20 protein-coding genes are annotated in these 24,008 nt (G+C 58.6%); 10 read left to right on the forward strand and 10 right to left on the reverse strand.

Translation table 11 applies throughout. The features are described 5' to 3' along the window. From AB8818_RS14420 to AB8818_RS14440, 5 genes are all read right to left on the reverse strand, one after another. Entirely contained in the window at positions 1-5,583 is a 5,583-nt protein-coding gene (locus AB8818_RS14420) for an ATP-binding sensor histidine kinase (RefSeq protein WP_192981873.1), read from the reverse strand. A gap of 9 nt (positions 5,584-5,592) precedes the next feature. After that, entirely contained in the window at positions 5,593-5,973 is a 381-nt protein-coding gene (locus AB8818_RS14425) for a response regulator transcription factor (RefSeq protein WP_192981870.1), read from the reverse strand. A gap of 23 nt (positions 5,974-5,996) precedes the next feature. After that, positions 5,997-6,257, reverse strand: coding sequence for a XapX domain-containing protein (locus AB8818_RS14430; RefSeq protein WP_116343926.1), 261 nt, complete (start codon positions 6,255-6,257; stop codon positions 5,997-5,999). Next, entirely contained in the window at positions 6,254-6,475 is a 222-nt protein-coding gene (locus AB8818_RS14435; RefSeq protein ID WP_192981867.1) for a DUF1427 family protein, read from the reverse strand. Before AB8818_RS14435 ends, AB8818_RS14430 begins: the two co-directional genes overlap by 4 nt. Before the next feature lie 61 nt (positions 6,476-6,536). After that, positions 6,537-7,223: a hydrolase gene (locus AB8818_RS14440; protein WP_023331928.1), complete on the reverse strand. Its 687-nt coding sequence runs from the start codon at positions 7,221-7,223 to the stop codon at positions 6,537-6,539. Positions 7,224-7,442: 219 nt separating this feature from the next. On the opposite strand from AB8818_RS14440, the gene AB8818_RS14445 reads away from it, so the two are divergent. The 4 genes from AB8818_RS14445 to AB8818_RS14460 are packed head-to-tail and all read left to right on the forward strand — an operon-like array spanning position 7,443 to position 12,189. Further along, entirely contained in the window at positions 7,443-9,314 is a 1,872-nt protein-coding gene (locus tag AB8818_RS14445) for an amidohydrolase (protein ID WP_302219253.1), read from the forward strand. Continuing rightward, the gene (locus AB8818_RS14450) at positions 9,314-9,721 is read left to right on the forward strand and encodes a DoxX family protein (RefSeq protein WP_192981861.1); all 408 of its coding nucleotides are present in this window, start codon (positions 9,314-9,316) and stop codon (positions 9,719-9,721) included. The genes AB8818_RS14445 and AB8818_RS14450 overlap by 1 nt, the downstream gene beginning before the upstream one ends. After that, entirely contained in the window at positions 9,718-11,337 is a 1,620-nt protein-coding gene (locus AB8818_RS14455) for an MFS transporter (protein ID WP_192981859.1), read from the forward strand. Before AB8818_RS14450 ends, AB8818_RS14455 begins: the two co-directional genes overlap by 4 nt. Positions 11,338-11,367: 30 nt before the next feature. Then, the gene (locus tag AB8818_RS14460; RefSeq protein WP_023326627.1) at positions 11,368-12,189 is read left to right on the forward strand and encodes an alpha/beta fold hydrolase; all 822 of its coding nucleotides are present in this window, start codon (positions 11,368-11,370) and stop codon (positions 12,187-12,189) included. On the opposite strand, the gene AB8818_RS14465 is transcribed toward AB8818_RS14460, so the two are convergent. Together AB8818_RS14465 and AB8818_RS14470 are read right to left on the reverse strand one after the other, a co-directional pair. Continuing rightward, positions 12,152-13,573, reverse strand: a complete 1,422-nt coding sequence (locus tag AB8818_RS14465) for an MFS transporter (protein WP_116343931.1) — start codon at positions 13,571-13,573, stop codon at positions 12,152-12,154. The genes AB8818_RS14460 and AB8818_RS14465 overlap by 38 nt on opposite strands. Positions 13,574-13,623: 50 nt before the next feature. Beyond that, positions 13,624-14,712, reverse strand: a complete 1,089-nt coding sequence (locus AB8818_RS14470) for a cellulase family glycosylhydrolase (RefSeq protein WP_192981856.1) — start codon at positions 14,710-14,712, stop codon at positions 13,624-13,626. A gap of 185 nt (positions 14,713-14,897) precedes the next feature. On the opposite strand from AB8818_RS14470, the gene AB8818_RS14475 reads away from it, so the two are divergent. Continuing rightward, complete coding sequence (locus AB8818_RS14475; RefSeq protein WP_192981853.1) at positions 14,898-15,905, forward strand: LacI family DNA-binding transcriptional regulator; 1,008 nt, start codon at positions 14,898-14,900, stop codon at positions 15,903-15,905. Here AB8818_RS14475 and fosA read toward each other — a convergent pair. After that, positions 15,891-16,316 carry a FosA/FosA2 family fosfomycin resistance glutathione transferase gene (gene fosA / locus AB8818_RS14480; RefSeq protein ID WP_192981850.1) on the reverse strand — a complete coding sequence of 142 codons (426 nt, stop codon included), beginning with the start codon at positions 16,314-16,316 and terminating at the stop codon, positions 15,891-15,893. The two genes, AB8818_RS14475 and fosA, sit on opposite strands and share 15 nt — an antisense overlap. Positions 16,317-16,515: 199 nt before the next feature. Between fosA and trpS the strand changes: the two genes are divergently transcribed. Beyond that, positions 16,516-17,520: a tryptophan--tRNA ligase gene (gene trpS / locus AB8818_RS14485; protein ID WP_192981847.1), complete on the forward strand. Its 1,005-nt coding sequence runs from the start codon at positions 16,516-16,518 to the stop codon at positions 17,518-17,520. Between the two features lie 573 nt (positions 17,521-18,093). On the opposite strand, the gene AB8818_RS14490 is transcribed toward trpS, so the two are convergent. Further along, positions 18,094-18,588 (reverse strand): type VI secretion system tube protein Hcp, encoded by a 495-nt coding sequence (locus tag AB8818_RS14490; protein ID WP_192981845.1) that lies wholly within the window; start codon positions 18,586-18,588, stop codon positions 18,094-18,096. A gap of 18 nt (positions 18,589-18,606) precedes the next feature. Beyond that, complete coding sequence (locus tag AB8818_RS14495; RefSeq protein WP_032625306.1) at positions 18,607-18,939, reverse strand: DUF1493 family protein; 333 nt, start codon at positions 18,937-18,939, stop codon at positions 18,607-18,609. A 197-nt stretch (positions 18,940-19,136) separates the two neighbouring features. Between AB8818_RS14495 and AB8818_RS14500 the strand changes: the two genes are divergently transcribed. The 4 genes from AB8818_RS14500 to AB8818_RS14515 all read left to right on the forward strand — a co-directional run bounded on the left by AB8818_RS14500 (position 19,137) and on the right by AB8818_RS14515 (position 23,953). Beyond that, positions 19,137-19,472: a hypothetical protein gene (locus tag AB8818_RS14500; RefSeq protein ID WP_226857524.1), complete on the forward strand. Its 336-nt coding sequence runs from the start codon at positions 19,137-19,139 to the stop codon at positions 19,470-19,472. A gap of 158 nt (positions 19,473-19,630) precedes the next feature. Next, a complete protein-coding gene (locus AB8818_RS14505) occupies positions 19,631-19,810 on the forward strand; it encodes a helix-turn-helix domain-containing protein (RefSeq protein ID WP_001596455.1) in 180 nt (59 codons plus the stop codon). Positions 19,811-19,824: 14 nt separating this feature from the next. Next, entirely contained in the window at positions 19,825-23,091 is a 3,267-nt protein-coding gene (locus tag AB8818_RS14510; RefSeq protein WP_371199912.1) for a helicase-related protein, read from the forward strand. After that, positions 23,084-23,953: a DUF4391 domain-containing protein gene (locus AB8818_RS14515; protein WP_192981840.1), complete on the forward strand. Its 870-nt coding sequence runs from the start codon at positions 23,084-23,086 to the stop codon at positions 23,951-23,953. The genes AB8818_RS14510 and AB8818_RS14515 overlap by 8 nt, the downstream gene beginning before the upstream one ends. The last annotated feature ends 55 nt before the right edge of the window (positions 23,954-24,008 follow it).

Consider the following 24,008-nt stretch of genomic DNA (forward strand, 5'->3'; position numbering starts at 1 on the left):
TTACCCTTCCTGCGCCGCCAGCGGCAGCGCAAAGGTAAACACCGTGCCGTGCGGCTCCCGGCGGCGCGCGCTCAGCTTCCCGCAGTGGCGCTCGATGATGCTGGCGCTGATGGTCAGCCCCATCCCCATCCCTTGCGGCTTGGTGGAGTAGAACGAGTCAAAAATCTGCTCCAGCCGCTCGGGCTCAATGCCGCTGCCGGTGTCAGCGATCTCGACGATCACTTTTCCGTCCGCGTTGCCGGTGCTGAGGGTAATGGTGCTGGCGCGATCCTTCACCTCGGCCATCGCCTCCACCGCGTTCATCACCAGATTCAGCAGCACCTGCTGGATCTGCACGCTGTCGCCGGTGATAAAGCTGTCCTGCGCCTTTAACAGATAATCAACGCTAATGTGTCGCTGCTCCAGCTCGCTGCGGGAGAGCGTGAGGATATGGCGGATCAGGTAGTGCATGTCGATGCGCGAGAAGGTGGGATCCTGCTTGCGCGTCAGGGACTGGATGCTGCGAATGATCTCCCCCGCCCGCGCGCCTTCCGCGGCGATCTCCTCCAGCCCTTCACGTACTTTATCCAGCCGGGCGGGCTCGCGGCTGAGCCAGCGCAGGCTCGCCCCGGCGTTCGAGACGATGGACATCAGCGGCTGGTTGATCTCGTGGGCGATGGAGGAGGTCAGCTGTCCGACGGTGGTGGCCCGGGAAACGCGCGCCAGATCCGCCTGCGCGACCCGCATGGCATCCTCCGCGGCGCGCTGGCTGGTGATATCGGTGATGATGCCGTAGTACTCGTTCACCTCGCTGCCCACGCCCACCGGATCGCCAATGCCGAGGATGTAGCGCGTAGAGCCGTCGGGACGCTTAACGCGAAACTCCGCGCGCATGGAGAGCCCATCGCGCACGCTCTGGGTGACGATGGCGCTGATGCGGGCGTAATCGTCCTCGTGAACGAAGGTCAAAAACTCCGCCATGGAGATCATCTTTTGCTGCTCGGGCAGGCCGAGAATGCGGGCGTACTCTTCCGAGACAAACATCAGATCCTGCTCCAGCTCCCAACGCCAGCTGCCGGTGTGGCTGATCTGCTCGCCCAGCATCAGCGAGGTCTGGCTGGCGCGCAGCTCTTTCTCCACCCGGCGGCGCTGGATGTTCTCCGCAAGCAGCTCGGCATAGAGCCGCGCCGTCTCCAGGGAGACCGCGGCCTGCGCGCCCAAGAGGCTCACCACGCGCGAGTGCTCGGCGGTAAAGACCTCCGGCATCAGGCGGTTTTCCAGGTAGAGCACGCCCACCAGCCGCGCCTGTTTGAACATCGGAACGCACATGACCGCTGCCCCCGAGGTCACCAGATAGGGATCCTGGCTGAAGGGATGAAACTCCTCCGGCTTACCGGTGCGGATCTCCTGCCCGGTGCGGATCACCGCTGCCAGCACCGACAGCGGCATGTCGGTCGCCGTCGGCACATCTTTCAGGATCCGCACCCGCACGCCGTCGGTGCTGGTCCAGGCGCTGGCCTCGATCTCCGGGATCAGGTTATCGCTCACGCGCAGCAGCAGACCGCGCTGCGCCCCGGCGCGTTCGAGCAGGATCGTCATCAGGTTTTCAATCAGGCGCTCAAGATTGATCTCTTCCGACAGCGCGCGGGAAGCTTTGATCACACTCTGCAGATCGCGGATCGTTTCATTCTGGGCGAACGCCACCGTGTCGTAGGCGCTGGCCTGCCCGGAGGCCAGCAGGTGCGGGAAATCCTGCTCCAGCTGGCGCACCTTAGCCTGCGCGCCCGCGCGGCCCCAGGCGGCAATCGAGCCGCGGAAGTGGGCGTCCGACGCGGTCGGGTAGCCGCAGGCCAGCGCGAAGCGGCCCGCCAGCTCGTGGGCCAGGGCGTTGATCGGGTTAAACCCGCCCTCGCGGGAGAGCCGGACCGCCTTCTCATACTGCTCAAGCGCAATGCTGTTCATCCCGTCCAGACGGACGATTTCGGCGTAGATCAGCGCCTCTTTATCCGCGAACGTGCCGGGATTAACGCGCGCCCAGAGGGCGATTTTGTCGTAGTGAGCGTGGATGCTGCGGCGGTGATTCGCCGAAAACGTCTCCGGCGTCAGCTGACGGGAGAGCGCCAGCGCGCTGTAGAGATGGTAATCCAGCAGATGAATGTGCCCCGGCGCAGACCACGCGTACCAGCCCGCCATCTCGAGATCCGCCTGCGCGTCGGCATACTCGCCGCAGGTAAAGTGTGCCATGCCGCGGTAGAGCCAGTACCAGAACAGCATGGTCGAGGTCTGCTCCGGGGCCTGCTCCGGCGACGCGGGAAGCAGCGTCTCGGGCAGCGCCTGCGACGCGGTCCAGGTGCCGATGACCGGCGTGCGCAAAAACTCCACGAAGGTGCGCTGGAGCATCAAGATGGTCTCAACGTCCTGGAAGTGGGTTTTACGCACAAACGCCAGGCCGCGATCGATGCTGGTCAACACCCCGTCCAGGTGATCGCCCCGCGAGAGGAAGTTAATGACCTGATGGCAGGCCGCAAAGCAGGCTACCGTCATATCCCCGTGGGTCACTGCGGCGGTGAAGCAGGCCTTTGCGCACTCGATGGTAAACGATAAAGGCTGGGTCCAGACGCTGAGCTGGTCGAGGGGCAGCAGGGTTTTGGCTTCGAACGCGTCGTAGCCGTGGCGGTTCACCATCTCGCGGGCCAGGGTGCCGTACTGGAACCCGAGGCGATACTCGGCGTAGCGGTGGCCAATCAGCACGCCAAACCAGGCCATCGCCGTGGTGGAGGCGCCGGTGATGCCGTGGTCGAGCGTCAGGTGCATCATGCGGCAGAGCAGCAAAAAGTGCAGACGCGGGCAGATGAAGCCGGCGCAAATGCTGGCGCTGTAGAGCAGGTTCATCACCGCTTCGGTTTCCGGGTTATCCATCCGCGAGAGCTGGGCAAAAAGATTTTGCGGCGCGTCGCCCGTGCGGTTGCAAAAGAGCGCCCAGGCCTCGTCACAGTCGGCATCTTCCGGATAACGGCCAATCTGAATACCAAAAATCCCCAGCCAGCAGAGCGCCGCCTCCAGCGCCAGACGGCTGTCCGACTGGCGAGTGTAGACTTCCACCAGCAGGTTGGCCGCCAGCGCCTTTTCGGTCAGCCCGCCGGGGCAGCCGAGAATGGCGTCACACAGCTCGCGGGTCCGCTCCAGATGGCCCAGCGCAAACTCGCAGCCCGCCTCTTCGATATCGAGCATGAAGTCTGACACCGCCCCGGCGTTGCCCAGCGCTCTGGCGGTCTGGATATAGCCGAGCGCCGAAAGATAATCCCCCGTGCGCTTCGCCCGCCGCGCGGCCAGCAGGCTCAGCTCGCGGAACATCTGCCGCTGCGGCGCGGGCTGAATGCTGTCCAGCGCGGCCGTGACATGGTGAACGGCGCGGAACAGCAGTTCGTTCCCCGCCGCCTGACGCGCGGCGTCGGCCAGCAGGCTGGCTGTGGTCAGGTGAAGATGGCTTTTCTCATGCTGATCCAGCAGCGCAAAGGCGGCCTCCTGCACCCTGTCATGGGTGAAGGCGTACTCTTTTTCCGTCAGCACGATGAGCTGGGCCATCACCGCCGGGTGCAGCGCATAGCGCATTTCCGCCATCGACATGCCGACCACGCGGCATATCATCTCCATCTCGCCCGTGCCGCCGAGGCAGGCGAGGCTGCCCAGCAGACGGCGCGTCTCGTCGGGCAGCTCTTCAAGCTGCTCCAGCACCAGAGTCACGACGTTCTCGGTGTAGTGTCGGGCGCGGATCGCCTGCAGATCGTAGTGCCACTTATCCTGATATTTGTTGTGCACCACCAGCCCGTCATCCACGATGCGGCGGAAAAACTCGTGCACAAAGAGCGGGTTGCCCCCGGTTTTTTCATGGATCAGCGTGGCGAGGTCGGTCGTCGCCGCGCTGCGGGTGCGAAATATCGTCGCCAGCCAGCGCGCCACCGCCTTCACGGACAGCGCCTGCGGGACAATTTCAGTCGCGTTTTGCGCTGCCTCCGGCAGGCTCGCCAGCTGCTGTTGCAGTGTCGGTTCGGACAACGAACCGATATCGCGGTGGGCGACTACCAGCAGCAGCGGGATAGCGCCGCAGGTCACCAGCAGATGTTTCAGCGTATGCAGGCTGGCGGCGTCGCTCCACTGAAGATCGTCAAGCACCAGCACCAGCGGGCAGCCCTGAGTGGCAAAGGTTTTGACCAGGGCCAGCACCATATGGCTGAAGCGCGCCCGGGCATCAATGGAAAACGTATCCGCCGAGAAGCGCGGCTTGGTCTCCAGCAGCAGCCCCAGCTCGGGCACCAGGCTGACGGCCAGCGCTTCGTACCCCTCAAGGGCGCGGGAGAGGCGGATTTTCCACTTCGCCACCTCGTCTGCGGGCAGCCCCAGCAGGTGCAGCGTCAGGGTGCGGAACGCGGAGCTTAATACGCCGTAGGGCAGGGAGGGCGAAAACTGATCGACTTTCCCCACCGCCAGCAGCACCTTACGCTGCTGCAGCGTTTTGAGCGCCGTCGCGATGATCGACGATTTGCCGATCCCCGACGGCCCGCCGATCGTTACCAGCTCCGGCACCAGGCTCTGCCCCACCCGCTCAAACGCGGCAATGACGTCATTCGCCTGCGGATGCGTCGCGAACAGCGAGTCCGCCAGATGGATCGCCGGGGTGCGGTCCTGCTGGCCGGGGGTAAAGGCGACGATCTCGCCCTCGCAGGTCAGCGTCGCCTGGCAGCGGCGGAGGTCGGCAATCAGCCCGTCGACCGTCTGGTAGCGGTTATCGGGGTGCTTTTCCAGTAGCTTCAGGATAATGGTGGACAGCATTCCCGGCACGTCCGGGCGAATCACGTCCGGGGCCAGCGGCTCCGAGGCAATATGGCAGTGCGCCCAGTTGGTCTGATCGTCCTCCCCCAACTCAAACGGCAGGCGTCCGGTCAGGAGTTCATACAGCACCATGCCGAGGCTGTAGAGATCGCTGCGGCCGTCAACGGGGCGCCGGGTGCGGGTGGTGTGCTCCGGCGACATGTAGGCGGGCGTACCGCCTGAAACGGCAAGCCGGGTCTGGGAAAAGGCGCCGGAGAGGCTGCAGGAGAGGCCAAAGCTGCCCAGACGGCAGGCGCCATCGTGATGAACAAATATCGAGCCGGGCTTGATATCGCCGTGGATCAGGTTTTGCAGGTGCATCTGGCGCAGGGGAGCGCAGATCTGGATCGCCAGTTCGATAAAGCGCGAGATCCCCGAGATCGCCCTGCCCGCGCGCCGCGCCAGCAGTTCAAACGAAAACGGCGCATACACCAGCGCGAAACGCCCCCGGTACTGGGTGGATGCGACGGCGCGGATGGCCCAGCTGTCCTGCAGCACGTCGCGCAGGGCAAACTCGTTTTTGAGCAGCCGTGTCGCCCGCTCCTCTTCTTCGTCGCTCACCGCGGTGGCAATGATGAACGAGCCGCCGGAATGGGGATGGCGCGCGTTCATCCAGGAGATACCGCCCTCCTGCGCCAGCACGGTAAAAATCACATCCTCTTTAAGGACAAAAACCCGCCCCTGGTGAAGATTCCCCTGGGCGGGCCAGAATGCAGGCTGCTCGTGTTCGTTCATCCGCGATCCTTATCGTCGGCGGGCCAGCTCCCGCTGTATATGATCCAGCAGAATATCGATGTTAATGGGTTTACGCAAAAATGCAGCGGCGCCCAGGCTGAGAGCGTACCGCTGCATATTTTCATCAGCATGACCGGAGATAAAGATCACCGGCGGCGGGGGAACGGCCAGCAGCCGTAGCTTTTCAAACAGCTCCAGGCCGCTCATGCCCCGCAGCTTGATATCGGCGATCACCACCGCCGCGCCGGACAGGGCGAGCGGATGGCTCAGAAATACCTCTGCCGAATCAAACGTGTCGGCGGCATAGCCTTCCGACTCCAGGAGATTACTCAGCCCGCTGCGGACGGAACGTTCGTCATCAATGATGGCAATGCGCCACGGCAGCGTCATGCTGTCTTTCCTCAAACAAATCATTAAACGTCGCGATCGTCCTTCGCGGGCGCAGGAGGCGCCGTGCCGCTGATTTTCGGTACGCATTCGTGACGAAACCAGGCGAGGGTAAGCGGTTCGCGACTCAGTAAACGCCGTCCCACCGGGATGAGCTGTTCGCCCACCAGCATGCCAAACAGGCCAAGCAGGGCGACAACCGGCGGCGCCGGGGAATGGACGTCGAGCAGAGCGTAAATTACCCCAGCACCCACGCCGCACACCAGAGAAATTATCCATGCTTTCATGAGGTCGCTCCCGTCTGCGATTTGGCCTGCGGAACCGTCACCTGAAGCGGCGGCGCGCCGTCGCGGGATAACAGATGGCGCGTCGCCTGTTCACCCGCCAGCATCCCCAGCAGGCCAATCAGCGCCAGCGCGGGCGGCGCGGGGGAGCGCACCTTCAGCACGGCATACATCAGGCCAATCAACACGCCTGCCGCAAGGGATATCAGCCCAGTACTCATTGTGAACTCCAGAGAAAGAGGCAGCGGCGAGCCGGATGAGGGACCAGCCCGCCAGCGGAACTTAGCGAGCCGGAACAGGCGCTAAGGTGCGGTGCTCGCTCTTCTGGCGAGACGGCGCTTTGTGCACCATGGTGTAAGCGTAATCCACGCCCATGCCGTACGCGCCGGAGTGCTCGCGTACGATATCCATCACCGCGGTGTAGGTCTCTTTACGCGCCCAGTCGCGCTGCCACTCCAGCATCACCTGCTGCCAGGTCACCGGGATCACGCCCGCCTGGATCATGCGCTGCATCGCGAAGTCGTGGGCTTCTTTGGAGGTGCCGCCGGACGCGTCCGCCACCATATAAATTTCGTAGTCGCCTTCCAGCATCGCGCACAGGGCAAAGCTGTTGTTGCACACTTCGGTCCACAGGCCGGCAACCACCACCTTCTTCTTGCCGTTGGCCTTCAGCGCGTCACGTACCTTCTGGTCGTCCCAGGAGTTCATGGAGGTACGCTCCAGGATGTCCTGGCCCGGGAAGACGTCCAGCAGCTCCGGATAGGTGTTACCGGAGAAGCTTTCGGTCTCAACGGTGGTGATGATGGTCGGGATGTTGAACACTTTGGCCGCTTTCGCCAGCGCCACGGTGTTGTTTTTCAGCACCTGGCGGTCAATAGACTGCACGCCAAACGCCATCTGTGGCTGGTGATCGATAAAGATGATCTGACAGTTCGCAGGGGTTAACACTTCGAGCTTTGAAGAGGTCATAGCATTTTCCAGTGGTTAAGGGTAGAAATCGCCGTGAGTGCCACGACGATAAAGTCACCCTCATCCTGCGGTTTTCCGTCGCCGCGCGTAATTATCTCTTCGTATAGTTAACCTTAGGTATAGTTATACTTTGGTATACCTATCCTATTGTATAACTGGATCTTTGCCGAAACCGGTTCCCATAATCCTGACCATTCCCCCTCTCAGTCAGGAGCAGTTATGGTTACCCTCGGTAAAGCCGATCTCATTCTGGTTAACGGCCAGTTTCACACCGTCGATCGCGAAAATCCTGTCGCGGAAGCCGTTGCCGTGCGCGACGGAAAATTTCTGGAAGTGGGTACCGTCGCCGAGGTGATGCAGCACCACTGCGACGCCACCTTAGTGGTCGACTTAAAAGGCCACACCGCCATCCCCGGCCTGAACGACTCGCACCTGCACCTCATTCGCGGCGGGCTGAACTACAACCTTGAGCTGCGCTGGGAAGGCGTGCCGTCCCTGGCCGACGCCCTGCGGATGCTGAAAGAGCAGGCTCTGCGCACGCCGTCACCCCAGTGGGTGCGCGTGGTGGGCGGCTGGACCGAGTTCCAGTTTGCCGAGCGCCGCATGCCGACCCTGGACGAAATTAACGACGCCGCGCCGGATACCCCGGTCTTCATCCTGCACCTGTACGACCGCGCCCTGCTCAACCGCGCCGCGCTGAAGGTGGTCGGCTACACCAAAGACACGCCCAACCCGCCGGGCGGCGAGATCCAGCGCGACGCCAACGGCAATCCGACCGGGATGCTGATTGCCCGTCCGAACGCCATGATCCTCTACGCCACGCTGGCCAAAGGGCCGAAGCTGCCGCTGGAGCAGCAGGTCAACTCCACCCGTCAGTTCATGCGTGAGCTGAACCGCCTGGGGCTGACCAGCGCCATCGACGCGGGCGGCGGCTTCCAGAACTACCCGGAAGATTATGAGGTGATTGCCGAGCTGCACGAGAAAAAGCAGATGACCATCCGCATCGCCTACAACCTGTTTACCCAGCGTCCGGGCCACGAGCTGGAAGACTTTGAAAAATGGACCGACATGCTCACGCCCGGCCAGGGCAGCGACTTCTTCCGCCACAACGGCGCGGGCGAGATGCTGGTCTTCTCCGCCGCCGATTTTGAAGATTTCCTCGAACCGCGCCCGGACCTGGCGCCGGGCATGGAGGACGAGCTGGAGCGCGTGGTGCGCCATCTGGTGGAGCACCGCTGGCCGTTCCGCCTGCACGCCACCTACAACGAATCCATCAGCCGCATGCTGGACGTGTTCGAGAAGGTGAACCGCGACATTCCGTTCAACGGCCTGCACTGGTTCTTCGACCATGCGGAAACCGTTACCCAGGCCAACATCGACCGCATCAAAGCGCTGGGCGGCGGCATTGCCGTGCAGCACCGCATGGCCTTCCAGGGCGAGTACTTTGCCGAGCGTTACGGCATCGAAGCCACCCGCCACACGCCGCCGGTGGCGAAAATGCTGGAGACCGGCGTGCCGGTGGGCTTAGGAACGGACGCTACCCGCGTGGCGAGCTACAACCCGTGGACCGCGCTCTACTGGCTGGTCTCCGGGCGCACCGTCGGCGGGATGCAGATGTACGATCACAGCGCCCGTCTGGATCGCGACACCGCCCTGATGCTCTGGACCCAGGGCAGCGCGTGGTTCTCCAGCGAGCAAAATCAGAAAGGGCAGATCAAAGTCGGCCAGCTCGCCGACCTGGCAGTACTGAGCAAAGACTACTTCCGCGTGCCGGAAGAGGAGATCAAGGGCATCGAATCCGTCCTGACGGTGGTCAACGGCGATATCGTCTACGCCGCAGGCAGCTTTGGCCCGCTCGCGCCGCCGGCCATTCCGGTTCTGCCCGAGTGGTCCCCGGTGGTGAAGGTGCCGGGCCACTACCGCAGCGCGCCGCCGCAGGCCGCACGCGTTGGCATGAACCCAATTCACCACTGCAGCGGCCCGTGCGGGGTTCACAGCCACCAGCATGATTTCGCCCGCACGTCAGAGATGCCGGTGTCCGACGATAACGCTTTCTGGGGGGCGCTGGGCTGCAGCTGCTTTGCATTCTGATGAAAAACACTACTATGCCGCCCCGGGTCGACCTGGGGCTGTTCTTCCTGCGCCTGACCGGCAGCCTGCTGCTGCTCTACGTGCACGGCCTGCCAAAGGTGCTGCACTTCAGCGAAGAGCTGACGCGCATTGAAGATCCGTTTGGCTTCGGGCCTTACGCCAGCCTGATCCCGGCGATTGTCGCCGAGGTGATTTGCCCGCTGTTTATCATTGCGGGCGTGTACACCCGGCTGGCGTGCCTGCCGATTATCGCCGTGCTGCTGGTGGCGATGCTGGCGGTCCACCCGAACTGGTCGATTGCCGAAGGGCAGTTTGGCTGGCTGCTGCTGATTATCTTCACCACTCTCGCCCTCACCGGGCCGGGCCAGTGGCGGCTGCTGCGTAAGGCAACGGAGAGGTTCGCATGACCCAGGTTAACGACGTTCGCGACGCACACGTCGAGACGACGCCCGCGCAGGCGGTTTCGCCGTGGCAGCCGCTGAGCCAGCCGGTGTTCCGCATGCTGTGGATCGCCACGGTGGTCTCTAACGTCGGCTCATGGATGAGCGACGTCGGCATCAACTGGAGCATGCTGAGCCTGAGCGCCGACCCGCTGGATATCGCGCTGGTACAGGCGGCCAGCAGCCTGCCGATGTTCCTCTTCGCCCTGCCGTCCGGGGTGATGGCGGACATCGTCGACCGACGTAAATACCTGCTCTTCTCCCAGCTGTGGGTGTTCATCGCCGCCGCCGTACTGACGGTGCTCTCCTTCACCGGACACGTTACCCCTACCGTTCTGCTGGTGGCGACGTTTCTGCTGAGCGTGGGCGCGGCGATGAGCTCGCCGCCGTTCCAGGCCGTGGTGCCCGATCTGGTGAGCAAGCCGGAGCTGGGTGCCGCCGTGGCGCTGAACTCGCTCGGGGTGAACATCAGCCGGGCGATTGGCCCCGCGCTGGGCGGTTTTCTGCTGTCGCTCGCCGGGCCGTGGATGGTGTTTGCCCTGAACGCGCTGTCCGTGGTCGGCGTGGCGTGGGTGCTGTGGCGCTGGCGTCCGGCGCCATCCGTGCAGCGCCTGCCGCCGGAGCACTTCTTCTCCGCGGTGCGCTCCGGCATTCGCTACGTGCACGCCGCCCCGGTGCTGCGCAACGTGCTGGTGCGCACCGTGGCCTTCTTCGTTTTCGGCAGTGCGGGCTGGGCGCTGCTGCCGCTGGTGGCGCGCCGCGAGCTGGGCTTAGGCCCGGCGGGCTACGGCGTGATGCTGGCGTGCATTGGCCTGGGGGCGATTGCCGGGGCGATCCTGCTGCCGCGCCTGCGCCAGCGGCTGAACGCCGACCGCCTGATGGTGGCCGCCAGCCTGACCTTTGCCCTCACCATGCTGGCGCTGGCGTTTGTGCGCCACGTCTGGCTGCTGAACCTGTTTGAGTTCTTCACCGGCTTCGCGTGGATTGCGGTGCTCTCCACCCTCAACCTCGGCGCGCAGCGCAGCGCCGCCCGCTGGGTGAAGGCCCGCGCGCTGGCGGTCTACCTGACGGTATTCTTCGGCTCGATGACCGCGGGCAGCGCCATCTGGGGGCAAATCGCCTCGCAGTTCGGCACCCCAACCTCGCTGGTGGTCGCCACGCTGGGGATGGTGCTGGCAAGCGCAACGGTGTTCCGCTGGAAGCTGGAGAAAGATCCTGATTTAAACCTCGACCTGAGCGGCCAGCCGCTGGACGGCGTGGAGATTGAGCTGCCCAACGAGCGTGGCCCGGTGCTGGTATCGCACGAGTACATCATCGACCCGCACAACGCGAAGGCCTTCCTGGAGGCGGTACACGAGCTGCGCCGGGTGCGCCGCCGCGCCGGGGCGATGAGCTGGGCGGTGTATGAGGATATTGAGCGCCCCGGTCTGTTTATCGAGACCTTCCTGATGGGCTCCTGGATTGAGCATCTGCGCCAGCAGGAGCGCCACACCATGAATGACCTCCTGCTGCAGAGCCGCGTTCTGGCTTTTCATCAGGGCACAACATCACCGGCAATTCGCTATCTGGTCGCGCCGGTTTAAACATAACAATCACCTGTAGAGGAAGACACTATGGCAACGTTTAAGGCAAAAGACGGCACGCAGATTTACTACAAAGACTGCGGCGCGGGTAAACCGGTTCTGTTCAGCCACGGCTGGCCGCTGGATGGCGACATGTGGGACAGCCAACTGAACTACCTGGCCGAGCGCGGCTTCCGCGCCATCGCCTTTGACCGTCGCGGCTTTGGCCGCTCGGATCAGCCGTGGAACGGCTACGACTACGACACCTTTGCGTCCGACATCAACGATCTGATTACCACCCTGGACCTTCAGGACGTCACGCTGGTGGGCTTCTCCATGGGCGGCGGCGACGTGACCCGTTACATCAACAACTACGGCAGCGCACGCGTCGCCGGTCTGGCGCTGCTGGGCGCGGTCACGCCAATCTTCGGCAAATCGGATACCTTCCCGCAGGGTGTGGATCAGAGCGTATTCGACGGCATTCGCGACGGGCTGCGTAAAGATCGCGCCCAGTTCATCAGCGACTTCGCGACGCCGTTCTACGGCACCAACGCCGGGCAGACCGTCTCCGCCGGTGCCCTGACCCAGACGCTGAACATCGCCCTGCTGGCGTCGCTGAAGGGCACCATCGACTGCGTGACCGCGTTCGGCGAAACCGACTTCCGCCCGGATATGGCGAAAATCGACGTACCGACGCTGGTGATTCACGGCAGCAACGACCAGATCGTGCCGTTTGAAAGCACCGGCAAGCTGGCGGCAGAGATGATCAAAAACGCCACGCTGAAGGTGTACGACAACGCGCCGCACGGTTTCGCGCTGACCCACCAGGATCAGCTCAACGAAGATCTGCTGGCGTTTGTGAAGTCGCTGTAATTTTTTCCAGGCCGGGTAAGGCGCAGCCGCCACCCGGCGCTTTCGCAGACGCGTTCCGCTCCGCCAGCAGCCGACAAATCTCCGCATGCTTCTCCTCGGTGAAGGTAAAGCGCGACATAAAGCCCATGCGGATCAGCGAACCAATCGCCGGCAGCAGGCAAATCCCGAAGAACAGCCCCGACAGCACACCTTCGCTCTGGATTTGCGCCTGCGGCACGTAGCCAATCATCGTCAGAAACACACCAATAAGCCCGCCGCCCACAGCCACCGACATCTTGCCGGTAAAGGTCTGCCCGGAGAAGGTGATCGCCGCGCAGCGCTTGTGGGTGTGGTACTCCGCGTACTCGATGGTGTCGGCAATCATCGACGAGGTGAGGATGTTGGTCATCATCACGAACAGCGTGCTCAGGCCGAGCAGAATAAACAGCATCGTCACCTGCTGATAGCCGACAAACCACATCACCACGCGCACCGCCACGTCCAGCCCGCAGAGGATCATAAACAGCTTCCGCTTCTGCATCCGGCGCGTCAGCATCGGGGCGACCAGGCACAGCACCGCCGCCACGATCCCCATCACGCCAATCGCCATCTGCAGGCTGCCGTCGCCCAGGTTGTTGATAAAGAAGTAGATATACAGCCCGCCCGCCACGTTGTGGAACACGCAGAAAAAGAACGACAGCAGGACGATAAACAGCGGCTTGTTCTGGCGCAGGTTGTGGAAGGTGTCGCGGATGGTCACCTTTTCCGGGCTCGGCGGCACGCGCTCTTTGATCTGCATAAAGCCGTTGAGCATCAGCGGCAGGCCCACCAGCATCATCACCAGCGCCGCCATAAAGTAGCCTTTATCGTTGCTGTACTGGGCGAAGAACGCCGCCAGCTTCGGGAAGAAGATGTTGGCGCAGGCAATCCCCGCGTTCACCCCGAGCATCGCCGCCGTCACCGCGCGGGTACGCTGGGCGGAGTCGTTGGTCATCACCGACGACATCGACCAGAACGGGATATCGGAGATGGCATACAGCGTCCCCCACAGAATATACGTCACCCCGGCGTAGAGGATTTTAGTGGTCATGTCCGCTTCGATTTTATAGAACGACAGCAGCGTGACGCCGGTAATCAACAGCGGCGCAATCAGCAAAAAGTGGCGAAACTTGCCGAACCGGCTGTTAATGGTGTCCATAATGCTGGCAAACAGCGGATCGTGAACCGCGTCCCACGCGCGGGCAATCAGGAAGATTGTGCTAGCCGCCAGCGCCGAGATCCCCAGCACGTCGGTGTAAAAATAGTTAATAAACGAACCCACTAAACCAAAGCTAAAACACTGACCTAAACCATAACCAAAATAAGACCACAGCTCGCGAGACGGTATTTTCATTGTCGTTGCCATTGTTATATGCCTGCCTGGTTGCCCGGCGGTCGGCCGCCGGGTCGATATTATTAGCCTTGTGCCTGCGGGGCGATCTTGCGCAGCTGCTGCATCAGGGCGATTTCACGGCGCGAGAACGGAATGCCGTTCTCCTCGAACACGTCGTGGAACCAGAGGCGGCAGTAGTCCGTGGACTCCTTCATCACCACCGGCCACGGCAGCCACGTCTGGGTTTTGCCGCGTACCAGCCCCCACTGGTACGGCGCGACCTTCGCCGCGTACATCAGCGGAAGCTGCTCTTCCATCGTGCTGCCCACGTGGCGCGCCAGCCATTCGGTGCAGAACAGCGGGCGACCAAGCTGTTGCAGCTGCTGAATAATCGCCGTCATGCGCCCCGTGTGGGTGTAGGCGTGGAAGCTCACCACGTCCGAGAGCGCCAGCGCGGTCTGGTCCAGCGGATGCCGGAAGAACGTCTCGCCCTCCTCTTCCGGCGGCAGACGCCAGGCGCAGACGGTAAGCGGCTGGGTCGGGTCCTCCTCACGCACCCACCGGAACGCCAGCTTCATCAGCTCATGGGCGCAGGTCTCCAGCTTCGCGTCGTACTGCACCTCCTGCGTGCCGGTCGCGAAAATGCCGCGGTTGCCCGGCTCGTTATAGAGATCCCACAGCAGGACGCGCTTATCGTCGCGGAACTGGCGAACAACGTCGCGGATATAGTACTCAATCTGCGGCCAGCAGTCCGGATCGCACACCTTATCGCGACCGGGGCTCGCCGCCGCCTGGCTGTTGTGCTTGCCCGGCACCGGTGGCTTTTGCGGGCCGAGGTACGGCTCGTCGCCGGAGAAGCCGCAGTCGTCCATCAGGGTCAGCATGGTGCTGAACCCGTGACCGTCGGCAATCGTCAAAAACCGGTCGATGCGCGCCATCAGTCCGTCGCGGTCGTGCTCCCAGACGATAAACGGCAGGTTGATGCGCAAGGTGTTATAGCCCGCGTCCGCCGCCCAGCCCAGCTCGCGCTCGATGGTGCTGGCATCGAAGGTCTCTTCCTGCCAGATATCGGTCCAGTTCACCGCCGTCGACGGCAGATAGTTGAACCCGCACAGCCAGCCTTTTTGCTCGTACCACGCCTGTGCCTGCTCCCTGCTCCACTGCTCTTTCATTACGCGTCCTCTTACTGATAATATTTAGCTAATAAATATTAGTTGCGGGATAAATGCGCAAATCACGGCGCACCGAAAAGCGACGGCTCTCACAAAGTTCACGCTTCGATGAATGAGAAACGTGATCGACGGCGCTAAAGCGTGCGGTTAGGGTATGATGCGAAATCGCGAAAGGGAGAGGACGGATGAAGCGAAAAACGAAAGTGACGATGAACGATATTGCGCGGGCGGCGGGCGTGTCGCAGGCGACGGTATCGCTGGTGCTTAACCAGTCCCGCAACATCAAGCTCAGCGACGACACCCGCCAGCGGGTGATTAACGTGGCTACCGAGCTCGGCTACGACCGCCTCCCCGCCGTTCACGCTCCGCGCAACCAGGAAGAGATCGCCCTGCTGGTGAGCTCCATGCAGAGTTTCGACCCGTTTATCGACGCCATCAGCCAGGCGCGGGAAGCGGCGTGGCGCAACGAGACACTGCTCACCGTCTACGACTACGGCGACGACATCGAGCTGGCGCTGAACATAATCCGCCAGCTGGAGAAGCGTAACTGCATCGGGATTATTCTCGCGTCTCCGGTCACCACGCTGGTGGACATGACGGCGTTCCAGGAGTGCACCCGCATCCCGCTGGTGCTGCTCAACCAGCGCGACCCCGGCTCGCCGCTGCTGCCGTCGTTTATCCCGGACGACTACGCCAACGCTTTTCAGGTGACTAAACACCTCATCGCCTGCGGGGCCACGCGCATCGCCCACATCACCGGGGAGAGCTGGATGGAGGCCTCGCGCCAGCGTCTGGCGGGCTACCAGGCGGCATTACAGCAGGCCGGACTGGCGTGCGACGACAGCCTGGTGCGCCAAACCAACTGGCAGTTCAGCGAGTCCTTTACCGCCACGACTTCTCTGCTGGAGCTGAACGAGCGCCCGGACGCCATCTTCTGCGCCAGCGACTGGCTGGCGATTGGCTGCTATCAGGCGCTGGCGGTGAACGGCGTGCGCATCCCGCAGGACATGCTGCTGGCGGGCTACGACGACCAGAAGATCTCCGAGCAGCTCACCCCGCCGCTGACCAGTATCCAGCTGCCCTACAGCGAGCTGGGACGGCTGGCGGTGGAGTACCTGTGCAATCAGGAAGATGCCGCCACGCACGTGACGCTGGCGGGCAGGCTGAAGGTGCGCGCCTCAAGCCTCGTCTGAGGTAAACACCATGCCCGCGTAGGGCTTCTCGCGACACGCCGCCAGCCGCGCGGCGAGGCTGCCCACGTGCAGCTCCAGCTTGTGCCCGTCCGGGTCGAGAAAATAGTACGACGCCCCCTCGCTTTTGTTCTGCTTCCAGACGGTGACGCCCGCCTGCTTAAGCCTTTGCGAGAACGGTTCAAAATCCTCTTCCGCGACGGTAAACGCGTAGTGGGTGTAGTCGCTCTCCTGCGGCGGCACATACTGGCGCGCCTCGTCGTACGACAGGCAGACCCACAGATCGCCGCAGGTGAGATAGGCCCCGGTATTCCAGCGGGCGTGCAGGGTCAGCCCCAGCAGCTCGTGCCAGAAGGTGACGCTTTTTTGCAGGTCGCTGACCGCGAGGGTCAGATGATTGAGAGATTGCAGCATGACGTGCCCTTTTGTTTTTCGCGCCGGACGTGATACGGTAAAGAGATGAACATAAACCACGCCGTGCTCACCGTAAACCGCTGGTGGCTGCCTTCTTAAAGGCGGCACGGAGTAGTTTTTCCCATTTTCAGATAGCCGCCGAAAGGCGGCTTTCACATTTCTAAGACCCCTTTCGGCAACTGCACATTAAGGAGTCTTTATGAACATGCAAACCATCCTCACCGGCGATCGCCCAACCGGCCCGCTGCACCTCGGCCACTTCGTCGGATCGCTGCGCCAGCGCGTGGCGCTCCAGCAGACGCACAGCCAGTTTGTGCTGATTGCCGACCTTCAGGGGCTGACCGACAACGGTAGCAACCCGCAAAAAATTCGCGACAACATTCCCGAAGTGCTGGCCGACTACCTCGCCGCGGGCATCGACCCGAACCTGACCACCGTCTGCCTGCAGTCCGCCCTGCCCGCCCTCGCCGAGCTGACGATGCTGTATATGAACATCGTCACCGTCGCCCGCGTGGAGCGTAACCCGACGGTGAAAAACGAGATTGCGCAGAAAGGCTTTGCCCGCTCGCTGCCGGTCGGGTTTATGGCCTACCCCATCAGCCAGGCAGCGGACATCACCGCGTTCAAGGCCGAGTGCGTGCCCGTCGGAGACGACCAGCTTCCGATGATTGAGCAGACCAACGAGATCGTCCACAAGATGAACAGCCTGCTGCCCGCTCCGGTGCTGCGCCACTGCAAGGCGATGCTGAGCGATACCAGCCGCCTGCCCGGCATCGACGGCAGCGCCAAGATGTCGAAATCGCTGGGCAACACGCTGCACCTTTCGGCCAGCGAAGAGACCATTCACCGTGCGGTCAGCGCCATGTACACCGACCCGAACCACCTGAAGGTGAGCGACCCGGGGCAGATTGAGGGGAACGTGGTGTTTACCTACCTCGACGCGTTTCATCCGGACAAGGAGAAAGTGGCGGCGATGAAGGCGCACTATCAGGCGGGCGGGCTGGGTGACCGGGTTTGTAAGAACGAGCTGGAGGCGTGCCTGCAGGAGCTGATTGCGCCGATGCGGGAGCGGAGGGCGATGTATATGCAGGATAAGGGCGAGCTGATGGCGATGCTGAAGCGCGGGACCGAACGGGCGCAAGGGGTGACGCAGGCGACGTTAAGGGAGGTGAAGGTTGGGCTGGGGGTGCCAGTGTTTAGTTAAAGTAGGTTTAGCGGTGAAGTGCGGGGGATTGGCATGAAGCCGCTAACTTGATTATTGCGTAAATAAGCGAGGCGCAAAAAATTCTTAAATGCATTATTAGCCATTTTCGTTTGTCATTCTGTTAAGAGCGATATATTCATAGACTCTTTATTTTTTAACCGTCTCGGTAAATGCTATGGGCAAGTTTATTATTTACATGCTGAATATATTATTCTGTGGTTATGTACTGGCTACATGCCTCATTTTTTTGGTTGGTTTTGATAACTGGGAGGACCGTACAATCGCAATAACAATCATATTAGGAAGTGCACACCTTATTGCGACATTACTTAATCGGGCACTGCCTCATAAGTTACATATTTTAGGGGGGATAGCTGAACTGATAGAAGGTCCGCTATTAGTTATTGGCGCAATTGTGTGTCTGGATGTGTTTGAACCCTGGCCTATGAAGATTATTGGAATGTTCGCGTGGGTTATTTTTATGATGTTTCGGCCATCATTTACGAAAAGGAATAAAGAATGATATTCCCTGCCCGCACAAACGAAACGCTGGCGGGCAAGTTCAACATAGAATCAAGCAGCGGAACCCGATGTTGGACGTTCGTTCCACGCGTCGTGCGCTAACAAGTTACCGTCCTTGTACAAATGGGTAATCTTCTCATAATTAAACGCCACTTCCTCCATATGCCCCGTCCCCGGACAGCCTCGGGTGTCGTACATTACTGGACTCACAGAAATGACCTTAACGTTCTCGAGCGTGATTCGGTAATACTCCTCCTGCCCGGAATAGTTAATATGGTAAAACCTGAATTCAGCCGTTTTAAGGGTCTGACCCGTTGCTGCCGCTTTGAACAGATAGGGCGAGGAGCTATCCAATTCCTTGGTAAACTGAAACGGCGAATGTTGGCGAGTGCCAGTGACCTTTCCCGTTGCCGAGTCGGTTGGCAGGCTGAGGTTATGTTGTAATCCTCTTAGCTCAATACTTCCCTCCCTTTGTGCAACGTCACAAGAACCACAAATCATTGTGCCGCCGTCATTGGTAAAAAAGAGATGTACAGGTACGGCCATTCTATTGCTCCTTGCGTTTTAGTCGTATAACCATTTGCCCGCTTTTGCGGATTCGATAAGCATTCCAATAGTGAAATCTGGAACCATCACCACCGGGAATTTTTTGAATGGATTCCATGAAAAAGGCTCATCAGGGTAGTAGGTGTTTATGTTAAAATTCCCTCTATCAACATCAAATTCTTTAAAAAATTCTTCCATTAAATCTTCTGCTTCAGTGACATCAAGCTGCATGTCAGTATCCAAATCAGTTTTTGCATTCAGTAATTTCTGCTTCGCTTCGTTATTCATCAGATAAACGCCGTTATAGCGTCTGGCTAAGGCGTAGATGCGCTGCTCAATATCCTCTACCATAGTTTGTCGCTGCCCCGTGCGATTCGATTATAATCACGCTGAGGTAGTCTTAAATCTATCGACTGGGCTATTGACAAGCATATGTGGAACGATAAGAAGAAAACATTGGGAAGCGATTTGAAATCACCCTGAGTTAGTTATAAAAAAATAAGCAAATACAATTCCCTACTGCAACTTGAAGGACTGAGATGGTACTTATGGCCCCGATCTGGGCGATACCAGCACCTGAATCAGGATGGTGGCGTCTCATAGGTGTTATGGGAGAGCTGTCAGACTTCTATCACCGATATATGACTGGTGAACTTCAATTCCCCGAGAACTTCGGAAAAACTTGGATAAAGCATGACGAAGATGCTCTTTATGACACGATTGATTATGGCTGCACTGTCCGGCAGATAGCTGTTGAACTGAAGCGATACCCGGTGAGCGCCATTAACAAGCTGGCGAAGTACCTTGACGATGACAGTATCCATAATTGCATTACACAAGAATTATACGATGTCCCTGTCTTGGAGCTAACTCGATTGGCGTAGATGTATGCCCCCCCCTAGGTAGTAATTCCTAGTCATTCACCCCTGACCTGGATGGCTTCTATCTGCTTGACAACGGGTGATAATGTTGATCGTATGATGACAACCTTGTACTATTTCGACACTGAAACATTATCCTCATCAGAGTACGGATAACGCAAATGAGTGAGCAAATAATGACCGTCAAGGATGTCGCGTCGTACCTCAAGCTCAACGAGCGAACTGTTTACCGTATGGCAATGTCAGTGAAAATACCTGCCTTCAAAGTGGGCACATCCTGGCGTTTCAAGCGTGAAGACATCGAAAAGTGGATAGAAGAACAAAAGAATGACAGACAATAATAGGGAATTTTTGGGTGTTACTGGATAACAAAACCAGCGGCCACGTTGGTAACGAACTGAAAAAATATACCTTTTCTGGTTCCAGGCTCTCTGTTCTGTCCAGCCTGTTTACCTTATACGGTTTTGCCTCGCTGAAGCACGAGTTGAAGCAGCTGGAGTCTGCAAGGATTATTTTCAGCGAATGGGATTCGCTCAATCTGCAGAACCTAGTTGGTTCTGATTCGGACGTTCTCCTGCTGAATCAGCTGCAACAAAAACGCATCGCCAGTGAGTTCTCGCAATGGCTGGCAAACAAGGCTGAAGTGAAAGCCAGTGTGCGGCCTCAGCCGGGTCAGAATATTATTCATCTTGGGGCTACCGAGCAAAGTTTTGCCATCAGCGGCAGTGCCACGCTCAGTCCAACTGGGCTCGGTGACGTGCGCTCCGACTCCCTGCACATGAACATGGGCTTGTCTGACCCTGAGAGCACCCGGCAGCTTTTGACGTGGTTTGATAATGTCTGGGCTGACTCACAGAATTTTCGTGATATTAAGAATAATCTGATTGCCAAACTGGATGCAATCGCAGTCGATCAACCGGCCAGTTTTATCTATTTCCTCACGCTATTTCATTTGATCAAAGACTTCCTCGAAGACATCGACGAAGACAACATCATCCGCAGTAAAACTGGCTTTAAAGATACCCTAGTCTGGAACAAACTCTACAAATTCCAGAAAGACGGAGTGCTGGGTGCAATAGACAAGCTCGAAAAGCACAACGGCTGCATCATTGCCGACAGCGTGGGTTTGGGTAAAACCTTTGAAGCCTTGGCTGTGATCAAATACTACGAACTGCGTAACGATCGGGTGCTTGTTCTATGCCCGAAAAAGCTTCGTGACAACTGGACCATGTACACGGTCAACGATAAGCGCAATCTGCTCGCAACTGACCGCTTTAATTACGATGTACTGAACCATACCGATCTGACCCGACCGAAAGGCTACTCGGGCGAAATCAATCTGGAGACACTGAACTGGGCCAATTACGACCTGGTGGTCATCGACGAATCCCATAACTTCCGTAACACACCGAGCAAGGCGGAAGGTAAAAGCCGCTATGAACGCCTGATGAACGACATTATCCGCTCAGGCGTGAAAACCAAAGTGCTGATGTTGTCGGCAACGCCGGTCAACAATCGCATGAACGATCTGAAAAATCAGGTCGCCTTCATTACTGAAGGTCGGGATGATGCCTTTGCCGAACAGGGTATCAAAAATATTGAAAACACCCTGCGGCTTGCCCAGAAGCAATTTAATCAGTGGGTCAGTGAGCCGGTCGAAAAGCGTACCACGGCGTCTTTACTCGACATCATGAGCTTTGACTACTTCAAACTTCTCGATATCGTGACCATTGCCCGTTCCCGCAAACACATCGAAAAGTACTATGGCACCGAAGATATCGGCCGCTTCCCAACTCGCTTGCCACCAAAAAACATCTATGCCAACATCGACGCCTCAAGCGAGTTTCCGCCGTTAAAAGACGTCAATAAAACCATCCGGCGGCTATCCCTGGCGGGTTATTCGCCGTTGAAATTCGTGCGCGAAACCAAAAAAGCCGAATACGCCCGTCGTTATGATAAAGCCGTGGGAGGTGGTAAAGGTGTATTCAAACAAGTAGACCGTGAAGAAAGCCTGATTCACCTCATGCGCGTCAACTTGCTCAAGCGAATGGAAAGCTCAATTCACTCGTTCACGCTGACGGCCACCAAGCTTGCTCAGCAGGTTGACCGACTGCTGGCCAAAATTGATGCCCACGAATCAGAAGATCTGACGGAGCTGAATATCGAGGATATCCACGACTTTGAACTGGAGTCCACCGAACTGGAAAGTTACATGGTGGGCAACAAGACCAAAGTGTTGCTGCAGGATATGGATCTGATTCGCTTCCGGCAGGAACTGGAGGCCGACCGCGAGTTTCTGACTTACATTGCTGATACTGCACAACGAGTGAGTGCTGCTCGTGATGCAAAGCTGGCTCAGCTTAAACAAACTATTGCCAGCAAGGTGGCTAACCCGCTAAATCCCGGCAATAAAAAGGTGATCGTGTTTACCGCGTTCGCCGATACCGCCCAATACCTGTATGCCCATCTGGCGCAATGGGCACATTCCGAACTGGGCATTCATACTGCATTGGTAACGGGCGGCGGTACCAATAAAACTACCATGGCGGGCTTAGGCTCTGACCTCAACAATATTCTTACCGCCTTCTCGCCGGTATCCAAAGAGCGCAGCAAAGTAGACCCAACTGCCACGACCGAACTGGATTTACTGATAGCCACCGACTGCATCAGTGAGGGTCAGAATCTGCAGGATTGCGATACGCTCATCAACTACGACATTCACTGGAATCCGGTACGTATCATTCAGCGTTTTGGCCGTATCGACCGTCTTGGCAGTAAAAACATGCAAATCCAGCTCATCAACTTCTGGCCCAACATGGAGCTGGATGAATACATCAATCTGGAAGCGCGTGTCTCGGGGCGTATGGTGTTGCTGGATATATCTGCAACTGGCGAAGAGAACGTCATCGATGAAAACGCCAATGACATGAATGACCTTGAATACCGGCGCAGACAACTACAGCAACTCAAAGACGCAGTAGTCGATCTGGAGGACATGAGCGGTGGTGTATCCATTACTGACCTTACCCTCAATGACTTCCGCATGGATCTGTCAGGCTACATGAACGACAAGGCCCGTCTCGCAACGCTTGAGCATACACCGCTAGGGCTGTATGCCGCCGTCAGCATTGACGAAGATATGGTCGCCGATGGCATCAAACCCGGCGTCATCTTCTGCCTGAAGAATATCCGCAGCGGTAAAGAAGCGGTTCAGGTAGATGATAATTACCCGCTGGCACCTTACTTCCTGATCTACGTGACCGCTGATGCCGAAGGCAGCACTGTGGTTGAGCTGAACTTCACCCAAAGTAAAAAGATACTCGATCTGCTCAAGCGTGAAGCCTTTAAGCACAAAGCGCCCGATCAACCCGCCATCACCGAAGTTAACCGCATGACACGCCACGGGCGTGATATGAGCCACTTTCAGCACCTATTAGCTGTCGCCGTAGATAGCATTGCCGGGAAGAGCGAAGAAAAAGGCATTGAAAGCCTGTTTGCCAAAGGCGGTACCGTACTTACCGCCACCTCCAGTCAGGGCATTGAAGACTTTATGGTGGTGTCCTACCTGATATTGACAGCCGCTACTCAGGGAACAGAAGGTCAAGGAGAGCGTGATGTCTGATATGGGGTTAGGCTTGCCACAATTCGAAGCCTTTCTGGAAGGCTTGAACGTGCCCAATAGCTGTGTGCTCAATAAACCCCTGTTCAAAAAGATGTTTCAGGAGCACGCCGACCTAGACGCTAAAGACAAAAAGGCTCTGAAGGACGATGTTGATAAAATCCGCTGGCTCTACACCCTAAAGCCCAGCACCATCAATATCGCGCCTTTTAGTGACGACCTGCGCGACTATGGTGAGCTGGCCTTTCTGCACGTGGAATTAAGCAATACCAAAAGCGCAGAACGAATTGGTCAGCTGATCAACAGGGCGATACCTTACCCATTAGTAATTTTCTTTGTGCACGCTGAAAACAAAGGCACAGAGGTCACTGGCGATTCGGATTCAAACGTACGCGAAAAACAACACGACAAAGAACAACACGACAAAGAACAACTGGCTATCTGCCTGGCGGACAAGCGCATAAACAGAGCGGATCAAGCAAAGTGGGTCATTGAAGAGTTACAGCTATCACCTTGGCTAGGGTTGGGCTGCAAGATTCAAAGTGAACAAGCGTTTTTTAACAGCCTGAACTTTACCAGCTTGCCGCACAGTAATTTCTGGCAGTTCTACCAAGCCTTTATGTGCCGTGTACAAGCGCTTCAGTGTGCTGAAGTCAGTGGGCGCTTTTGTTTGATGGATGGTTTAGTGAATGGCGAAGCTGCAGAGCAGCAGCGGCAACAATTGCAACATTACCGTCAAATCGAGCAGGACATTAAAAAACTACGCGCCCAGATAAAACAGGCCGAGTTCAGCCAGCAGGTTGTGTTGAATACCCAGATTAAACAGCAGGAACAGCGGCTCAGGCAGACCGCTGAAAGCCTGTAAACGAATTGAAATAGTAGAAGCTGAAATAAGCCGAAAGCAAAAGAATCAAAAGGAA

The sequence above is a fragment of the Enterobacter sp. KB-280D8 genome (genome assembly GCF_041399405.1).
Taxonomy (GTDB): Bacteria; Pseudomonadota; Gammaproteobacteria; order Enterobacterales; family Enterobacteriaceae; genus Enterobacter; species Enterobacter cloacae_N.

Coding starts and splice junctions, on each gene's coding strand:
- AB8818_RS14420 (WP_192981873.1), bottom strand. CDS start 5,583: ATGAACGAACACGAGCAGCCTGCATTCTGGCCCGCCCAGGGGAATCTT.
- AB8818_RS14425 (WP_192981870.1), bottom strand. CDS start 5,973: ATGACGCTGCCGTGGCGCATTGCCATCATTGATGACGAACGTTCCGTC.
- AB8818_RS14430 (WP_116343926.1), bottom strand. CDS start 6,257: ATGAAAGCATGGATAATTTCTCTGGTGTGCGGCGTGGGTGCTGGGGTA.
- AB8818_RS14435 (WP_192981867.1), bottom strand. CDS start 6,475: ATGAGTACTGGGCTGATATCCCTTGCGGCAGGCGTGTTGATTGGCCTG.
- AB8818_RS14440 (WP_023331928.1), bottom strand. CDS start 7,223: ATGACCTCTTCAAAGCTCGAAGTGTTAACCCCTGCGAACTGTCAGATC.
- AB8818_RS14445 (WP_302219253.1), top strand. CDS start 7,443: ATGGTTACCCTCGGTAAAGCCGATCTCATTCTGGTTAACGGCCAGTTT.
- AB8818_RS14450 (WP_192981861.1), top strand. CDS start 9,314: ATGAAAAACACTACTATGCCGCCCCGGGTCGACCTGGGGCTGTTCTTC.
- AB8818_RS14455 (WP_192981859.1), top strand. CDS start 9,718: ATGACCCAGGTTAACGACGTTCGCGACGCACACGTCGAGACGACGCCC.
- AB8818_RS14460 (WP_023326627.1), top strand. CDS start 11,368: ATGGCAACGTTTAAGGCAAAAGACGGCACGCAGATTTACTACAAAGAC.
- AB8818_RS14465 (WP_116343931.1), bottom strand. CDS start 13,573: ATGGCAACGACAATGAAAATACCGTCTCGCGAGCTGTGGTCTTATTTT.
- AB8818_RS14470 (WP_192981856.1), bottom strand. CDS start 14,712: ATGAAAGAGCAGTGGAGCAGGGAGCAGGCACAGGCGTGGTACGAGCAA.
- AB8818_RS14475 (WP_192981853.1), top strand. CDS start 14,898: ATGAAGCGAAAAACGAAAGTGACGATGAACGATATTGCGCGGGCGGCG.
- fosA (WP_192981850.1), bottom strand. CDS start 16,316: ATGCTGCAATCTCTCAATCATCTGACCCTCGCGGTCAGCGACCTGCAA.
- trpS (WP_192981847.1), top strand. CDS start 16,516: ATGAACATGCAAACCATCCTCACCGGCGATCGCCCAACCGGCCCGCTG.
- AB8818_RS14490 (WP_192981845.1), bottom strand. CDS start 18,588: ATGGCCGTACCTGTACATCTCTTTTTTACCAATGACGGCGGCACAATG.
- AB8818_RS14495 (WP_032625306.1), bottom strand. CDS start 18,939: ATGGTAGAGGATATTGAGCAGCGCATCTACGCCTTAGCCAGACGCTAT.
- AB8818_RS14500 (WP_226857524.1), top strand. CDS start 19,137: ATGGCCCCGATCTGGGCGATACCAGCACCTGAATCAGGATGGTGGCGT.
- AB8818_RS14505 (WP_001596455.1), top strand. CDS start 19,631: ATGAGTGAGCAAATAATGACCGTCAAGGATGTCGCGTCGTACCTCAAG.
- AB8818_RS14515 (WP_192981840.1), top strand. CDS start 23,084: ATGTCTGATATGGGGTTAGGCTTGCCACAATTCGAAGCCTTTCTGGAA.